Below are 7,346 nucleotides of genomic sequence, written 5' to 3'. Positions count from 1 at the left end.
GGCACCGCGGCGGGAAGTTTTTGCGGGCGTCAGGAATCGCTTTCCGTCTTGGAGAAAAACCGTGGACGCAGTATAATGATCCTATACGTTTAGTAATCCCGGGGAAATGAGGGACATTACCCTGAACCTGATGCTGGACGACCTGCAAAAGAGATTCGGCATATAACCGGCGCTGACTTAAGCGGAGCCGCCCACTACGGGCGGCTTCGCGCGTTTGCGGGCTTCCATAACGCTGCAGCGCGGCACCGCGGCGGGAAGTTTTTGCGGGCGTCAGGAATCGCTTTCCGTCTTGGAGAAAAACCGTGGACGCAGTATAATGATCCTATACGTTTAGTAATCCGGGAAATGAGGGACATTACCCTGAACCGACGCTCCTTTCTAAAAAGCATTCTCGCTCTGCTCGGTTTGCTCATCACCGCAGGCGGGGGACTGCTTGCCTGGCTGGACCGCGGCCGCCTTGCCGCGAGCGCCGAGCCGGCGGCAGCGGCGCCGCAGCAGCCGATCCCGTCTCCGACAGGCGGCGACCAGCTCGCCGAAGAGACGGCAACTGCGGGCCCGGGCGAGCCATTGATGTCGATGTTTGTCATCAGCGACTTGCACATCTCGCTCGACGATCCGCAGACGTCGCGCAAGCTGAAGCAGGCGCTCGAAGACATGAAAGCGTTCCATATGCCGATCGACGCGCTCGTCATTACCGGCGATTTGACGGATACAGGCTCGGACCGCGACTACAAGGAGCTCACCCGGATTTTGAGCGGCTACAAGCTGCCGCCGCTCGGCGCCAATATGGGCAATCACGACTTTTACACGGTGTGGATCAACAAAAACGGCGGCTGGGACAAAGACCATTATCCGAACGGCAAGTCGGACGCGGTATCGCGCGAGCAGTTCATGAAGCTGATGAATTACAAGAAAACGTACAACGAGATGAAGGTAAAAGGCTATACGGTGCTGCTGCTGTCGCAAGAGGCGTATATTCAAGAGAAGCCGGAGGTCGGGGAAGGGGCATGGTACTCCGACGAGCAGCTTGCCTGGTTTAAGGAGCGGATGGCCGAGGCGGCCAGGGACGGCAAGCCGGTATTCGTCATGACGCATCAGCCGCTGCCCCCGATCGGCGAGAACGGCGGCACGCATCAGCTGATTCGGGCGAAGGAGTTTCGCGAAATTTTGAAGCCCTACAAGAACGTGTTCGTGCTGTGCGGCCATCGGCATCAAGATTTCATGAACGGCACGAACCATTACGTCCGCGAGACGTTTCACTACTTTCACAACTCGTCGGTCGGGCGTCCGCTCAATCGCAATTATCAGCAGCAAGCCAAAGACCATGCTCAAGGCATGTACGTCCAGGTCTACGCCGACAAGGTGGTGCTGCGCGGCCGCGAGTTTGAAACGCGGACGTTCATCGACGAGGCGAATTGGACGATCCCGCTGGAGAAAACCGCCAAAAAAGCATAACGCCGCCGCGTGAACGGCTTTGGACATAAAGGAGCTTGAAGAAGATGCGTCCCATCTGATACAATCGAAATGCTGCCCTTGGGTTCAAGGGCTTTTTGCTTGTGCGAAGGTTTCGTTCCGGGAGCGCGACTTGCCGGCGTATGGATCATCGCCGCCATGCACCGCCGCGGTGCATGGAAAATCGTCCGGCTGCTCTGGCAATCTCACCTGGAAGTTGCGCTGCCGCCGCGATACGCGATAACGGAACGCTGTTCCGCTATCGGCGGCATTTCCCGATATTTCCCGAAAATAAAGGAAGCCTGTTCCGTTATGTCGATCGATCAGGACACAGAAAGCCCGTTTCGCGGCAAACTGGCGCAAATAACGGAACTGTATTCCGCTAATCGCTCCATCAGCTTTGATTGCCTGACAATAACGGAACGCTGTTCCGTTAAGATTTTCGAGAAGGGCGGAGCGGAGGACGGGAATGCGGGTCGGAGAGCTACAAGTTTTGCGCAGCAAAACTCGCTTCGTAAGCATCAGCTTTTGAAATCGAGTTCCAACCAATGATTCGAAATCATTGGAACACGATTGCGGCGAAGCAGGCGACCCGTTCCCAATCCGCAAAGCGGCCCCACTTTCACGAGAGCCTAAACGGATTGGCAAGCCGATGCTTTTTCCGTTTGTCTGGCGCAAATTGGACGCCATGGCTGTGCCGCGTGCTGTGACCATGATGCTGGTCCGGCACATCGGCGAAGAATTATTTTATCCGACAAAATCGTTAGCGAGGTGCTACCATTGTCCATAGAGCAAGAGGTCGCCAAACGCCGCACGTTTGCGATCATCTCCCACCCCGACGCGGGGAAAACGACGCTGACCGAGAAGCTGCTGCTGTTCGGAGGCGCGATCCGGCTCGCCGGCACCGTCAAAGCGCGGAAAGCGAGCAAGCACGCCACGTCCGACTGGATGGAAATCGAGAAGCAGCGCGGCATTTCGGTCACGTCGTCGGTTATGCAGTTCGATTACGAAGGCCATCGGGTCAACATTCTCGACACTCCCGGCCACCAGGATTTCTCGGAAGATACGTACCGCACGCTGACGGCCGCGGACAGCGCGGTCATGCTGATCGACGTCGCCAAAGGCGTCGAGGCGCAGACGAAGAAGCTGTTCCAGGTGTGCCGGATGCGCGGCATTCCGATTTTTACGTTCATCAACAAGCTCGACCGCGAAGGGCGCAACCCGTTCGATTTGCTCGAAGAGCTGGAGCAAGTGCTCGGCATCCGCTCGTATCCGATGAACTGGCCGATCGGCATGGGATCGTCGCTGTGCGGCGTGTACGACCGGCAAAAAGTGCAGCTCGAGCTGTTCCAGGGCGACGAACATAAAAACATCGTCGTGCGCAAGGTCGACGGCTACAGCGATCCGCTCGTGAAAGAAATCGCCGGCGAGTTTTTGTACGACCAGCTTGTGCAGGATCTTGAGCTGCTCGACGTTGCGGGCGATCCGTTCGATTACGACAAAGTGATGCGGGGCGAGCTGACGCCGGTATTTTTCGGCAGCGCGGTCAACAACTTCGGCGTCCAGACGTTCCTCGAAAACTTCCTGCAGCTCGCGCCGGCTCCGACGCCGCGGGGTTCCAGCGCCGGACCGGTCGAGCCGACGAAGCCGGGATTTTCCGGCTACGTGTTCAAGATACAGGCCAATATGAACCCGGCGCACCGCGACCGGCTGGCGTTCCTCCGCATCGTCTCGGGCAAGTTCGAGCGCGGCATGAGCGTGCGGCACGTCCGCGAAGGCAAAAACATCAAGCTGTCGCAGCCGCAGCAGTTTCTCGCGCAAGATCGGGACATCGTCGAAGAGGCGTTTCCCGGCGACATTATCGGCTTGTTCGACCCCGGCATTTTCCGGATCGGGGATTCGCTGGCGGAGAAAGAAGATATTAAGTTCGACGAGCTGCCGACGTTCTCGCCGGAGCTGTTCTGCAAAGTGACGGTCAAGAACGCGCTGAAGCACAAGCAGTACCAGAAAGGGCTCGACCAGCTGACGGAAGAGGGCACGATCCAGATTTTCCGCACGATCGGGTTCGAGGACATCATTCTCGGCGTCGTCGGACAGCTCCAATTCGAGGTGTTCGAATACCGGATGAAGAACGAGTACGGCGTCGACATCCAGCTGCAAAGGCTGAATTACCAGTTCGCGCGGTGGATTGTGGACGAGAAAATCGACCCGGGCAAGTTCCGCATCAACTCGACGCTGGTCAAGGACAAGAACGACAACTACGTCGCCCTGTTCGAGAGCGAATACGCGCTGCGGAGCGCGATGGAGAAAAATCCGACTTCCCAGTTTCTGCCGACCGCCCCATAACCGGGGCGGCGATCGGTTGCAAGCCTGCACGACGGCTCATGGCCGCCGGGCGGGCTTTTTGCTGCCCAAAAAAGGAGTAACGCGCACACCCTAAGGACGGCATAAGCCGTTTTCTCTTGTGCCGCGTATGTCGAAAAATAAACTCCGGCCCAGTGCCATCCGCCCGCCGCCACACATACAATATCACATTGAAGCTGCGATCATTCGTACGATAAGGATGGGATCGCCCGTGCACATAGCGATCGTTGCTCCGGAGGCGTTGCCGGTTCCCCCTTTGATGGGCGGATCGGTGGAGATTTGCATTGCGTCCATTGCCCGGGAGCTGGCCAAAGAGCATCAAGTGACCGTCATCGGCCGCCGCCACCCACGTCTGCCGCAGCGTGAGCAAAAAGGCTCAGTCACCTACGTGCGAGTCGGCGCGGGCAGCTCGGCGGTTTATATGCGCAATGTGATCCGCGAGCTGCGGCGCGGTTCGTATGACTTGATCCAGGTCGATAACCGGCCGCGGTACGCGGCGGCGATCAAGGCGGCGTTCCCGCGCCAGACCGTATCGCTTTTTCTGCACTCGCTTACGTTCGTTACGCCGCCGCGGCTAACCGCAAGCAAAGCGGCGGAGCTGCTGGCGAAGCCCGATCTTATTATTGCCAACAGCACGTCGCTGCAGCGCGAACTGGGCCGCCGCTTTCCGAACTGCCGCAGCCGCATCCGCAAAGTGCCGCTCGGCGTCGATCTGAAGCGCTTCAGGCCCCCGGCCCGGGAGGAGAAGGCTGCCGCAAAGCGCAAGTATGGGGGGGGACCGGCGTTTACTGTGCTTTTTGTGGGCCGGGTCATTCCGCGCAAAGGGATACCGGTGCTGCTGAAGGCGATGCGGCATGTGTACCGCGTGCAGCCGAAAGCGAGAGTCATCGTCGCCGGCGGCGGGAAGCGCGCGTATATAAGCGGGCTGAAGGGGCTGGCGAAAAAGCTTGGCGTTCGGGCGAAGTTTACCGGACTGCTGTCGCACCGCTCCATTGACCGCATATACCGCGCCGCCGATTGTTTCGTCTGCCCTTCCCAGCGGCACGAGGCGTTCGGGCTCGTCAACGTGGAAGCGATGGCGAGCGGCGTCCCCGTTGTGGCGTCCCGCATCGGCGGCATCGGCGAGATCGTGAAAGACGGGCATAACGGGTTCCTCGTGAACGATTACCGGAGTCCGGCAGCGCTCGGCCTCGCCATCGCGCGGCTCGCAGCCGACCCCGAGCTTGCGCGCAAGCTCGGAAAGCAAGCGCGGGAGGACGCTGCCCAACAATTCGGCTGGCCCGTTACGGCGCGGAAGCTCGCAGCCGTATACGGCGATTCGCTGCACGGGCGATTGCGAACGAACGGCATTGCTGCAAAAAGCAGCGGCCCGGCGGCGGAGAAAACCGGTCCGTCCGAAAACGCGCAGCCCGAACGGACGGTTTTGCTCCATCGGGCCGGTGCGGGCAAGGCCGGTAACGCAGCAGCGCATATCGTACAGCGGGAGGGGCTTCATGAAGCGAAGAGCGATTCGATATAGACGTTACGTGCACAGCAAATGGGCCAAAACGAAAGTGCTGCTCAGCGATCCGGCGATCGGCCGGCACATTCCGCCGACGAAGAAGCTGACGGCCGCCACGTTGGAGGAAATGCTTCATCAGCACAAGATGGTGTATGTAAAGCCAAGCATCGGCGCATTCGGCAACGGCGTCATTCGCGTCGAGTGGCGCCCTAATACGCCGCAGCCGTACCGGTATCAGCGCGGGCTGAAAAAGAGACAGTTCGACTCGTTTGGTGAGATGAGCCGCTCTCTGCTCAAGCTTACAAGCGTCCGGAGCTATCTGATTCAGCAAGGCATCCATTTGCTGACTTACCGCAAGAAGCGGTTTGACATTCGCGTCATGGTACAGAAAAATACGAAAGGGAACTGGGAGACGACCGGCATCATCGGACGGGTCGGGGACCCGCGCAAAGTGGTGACGAACGTTCATAACGGAGGAACGCTCGTGCCTGTGGAGAAGCTGATGGAACACTATTTGCCGGCATCGCGCAAGTCGTCGTTCCTGCAAGAGCTGCGCACGCTCGGGGTAAAGGTTGGCCAGACGCTGACGAATCGGTATCCGGGGCTGAAGGAGATCGGCATCGACGTTGCCGTCGACAATCAGGTGCTGCCGTGGATTCTTGAAGTGAATACGGCGCCGGACCCGTACATTTTCCGCAAGCTGCCCGACAAAAGAGTGTTCCGCAAAGTGTACGCGTATTGGAAAAGGCATCGACCGAAGCGAATCCTGAAGCCGCTCCCGAAACGGTACGGACTCGGGATCGCAAAAATACGGAGGCGCAAATAAAAAGCTTCGCCCGGCAAGCCTATGCGGCTTGAAGGGCGAAGCTTTTTTTCTCTGTGTCATGGGGATGTATCCCGCCGCGGAAGCGCATTTTTCTGCAATATAGCTGCCGAAACCGGATGATTCACAAAAGTGTTATCGCGGGAAATTGCGATTTAAGAAATGGTTTATTGATGGAAATGGGCGGAACCGCTACATTCAGGCCATAGCCTTTACAGAAAGGAGGGGAAAGATGGAGACGACGGGTAACCGTATCGAGGCACGGAAACGAACCGATTTGAAATCCAAAACCGGGGGATCGCTGATCGGAGATTTGAACAGAGACAAATACTTATATTTGTTAGCGCTTCCAGGCCTGCTGTACTTCCTTGTCTTTAAGTACGTGCCGGTAGGCGGACTCGTTATCGCGTTTCAGGAGTATTCCCCGTATTTCGGCATCCTGCACAGCAAATGGGTAGGGTTCGAGCATTACGCGCGTTTTTTTTCCAACAACGACTTCTGGCTGCTGCTGCGAAATACGATGGCGATCAATATGCTCAATTTGCTTTTCTTCTTCCCGCTTCCGATCATCCTCGCCCTGCTGCTGAACGAGCTGCGGAGCACGGTTTACAAGCGGGCGATTCAAACGATCATCTATATCCCGCATTTTTTTTCGTGGGTATTGATCGCCGGCCTGACGTATTTGATGCTGTCCGAGTCGGAAGGCGTCGTCAACAAGCTGATCGCTGCAGCCGGCGGACAACCGGTCGGATTTCTTACCCATGCCGATTACTTTTGGGGCTTGCTTACCGCCCAGTCGATGTGGAAGGAGGCCGGATGGGGGACGATCATCTTCCTTGCCGCGATTGCCGGCGTCGATCCGCAGCTGTACGAGGCGGCAGTCATGGACGGGGCCGGACGCTACCGGAAAATGTGGCACATTACGCTGCCCGCCATCCGCAACGTAATCGTCATCTTGCTCATCCTGCGCATCGGCTCCGTTATGGACGTAGGCTTCGAGCAGGTGTACCTCATGATGAACGGGGCAGTCTCGCAAGTGGCGGACGTGTTCGATACTTACGTGTACCGAAACGGCGTGCAGCAAGGCCAGTTCAGCTACAGCACCGCGATCGGCTTGTTCAAGTCGATTGTCGGCATCGTTCTCGTTGTTGCGGCCAATAAGTTAGCCAAACGGTTTGGCGAGGAGGGCGTCTATTAAAGCAAGAA

General features: G+C 57.9%; 6 protein-coding genes. 5 read left to right on the top strand and 1 reads right to left on the bottom strand.

Annotation, left to right across the window (positions count from 1 at the left end; genetic code table 11):
* The first annotated feature begins 345 nt into the window (after positions 1-345).
* Positions 346-1,455, top strand: coding sequence for a metallophosphoesterase family protein (locus tag SD70_RS01180; protein WP_231570972.1), 1,110 nt, complete (start codon positions 346-348; stop codon positions 1,453-1,455).
* An 84-nt stretch (positions 1,456-1,539) separates the two neighbouring features.
* Here the strand turns inward: SD70_RS01180 and SD70_RS35650 are convergent, their stop codons facing one another.
* Positions 1,540-2,142, bottom strand: coding sequence for a hypothetical protein (locus tag SD70_RS35650; RefSeq protein ID WP_156157829.1), 603 nt, complete (start codon positions 2,140-2,142; stop codon positions 1,540-1,542).
* 90 nt (positions 2,143-2,232) lie between these two features.
* Here SD70_RS35650 and SD70_RS01170 point away from each other — a divergent pair, with 90 nt between their 5' ends.
* The 4 genes from SD70_RS01170 to SD70_RS01155 all read left to right on the top strand — a co-directional run bounded on the left by SD70_RS01170 (position 2,233) and on the right by SD70_RS01155 (position 7,338).
* Positions 2,233-3,798, top strand: a complete 1,566-nt coding sequence (locus tag SD70_RS01170; RefSeq protein ID WP_394297924.1) for a peptide chain release factor 3 — start codon at positions 2,233-2,235, stop codon at positions 3,796-3,798.
* Between the two features lie 229 nt (positions 3,799-4,027).
* Complete coding sequence (locus tag SD70_RS01165) at positions 4,028-5,335, top strand: glycosyltransferase family 4 protein (RefSeq protein WP_082053035.1); 1,308 nt, start codon at positions 4,028-4,030, stop codon at positions 5,333-5,335.
* Positions 5,310-6,143: a YheC/YheD family protein gene (locus SD70_RS01160; protein WP_082053034.1), complete on the top strand. Its 834-nt coding sequence runs from the start codon at positions 5,310-5,312 to the stop codon at positions 6,141-6,143. Before SD70_RS01165 ends, SD70_RS01160 begins: the two co-directional genes overlap by 26 nt.
* 229 nt (positions 6,144-6,372) lie before the next feature.
* The gene (locus tag SD70_RS01155; protein ID WP_052486920.1) at positions 6,373-7,338 is read left to right on the top strand and encodes an ABC transporter permease; all 966 of its coding nucleotides are present in this window, start codon (positions 6,373-6,375) and stop codon (positions 7,336-7,338) included.
* Positions 7,339-7,346: the final 8 nt, after the last annotated feature.

The organism is Gordoniibacillus kamchatkensis, assembly GCF_000829455.1.
In the GTDB taxonomy this organism is placed as follows: Bacteria; Bacillota; Bacilli; order Paenibacillales; family NBRC-103111; genus Gordoniibacillus; species Gordoniibacillus kamchatkensis.
The sequence above is the reverse complement of the archived record's forward strand: the minus strand, read 5'-3'. Positions and strand labels throughout refer to the sequence as shown.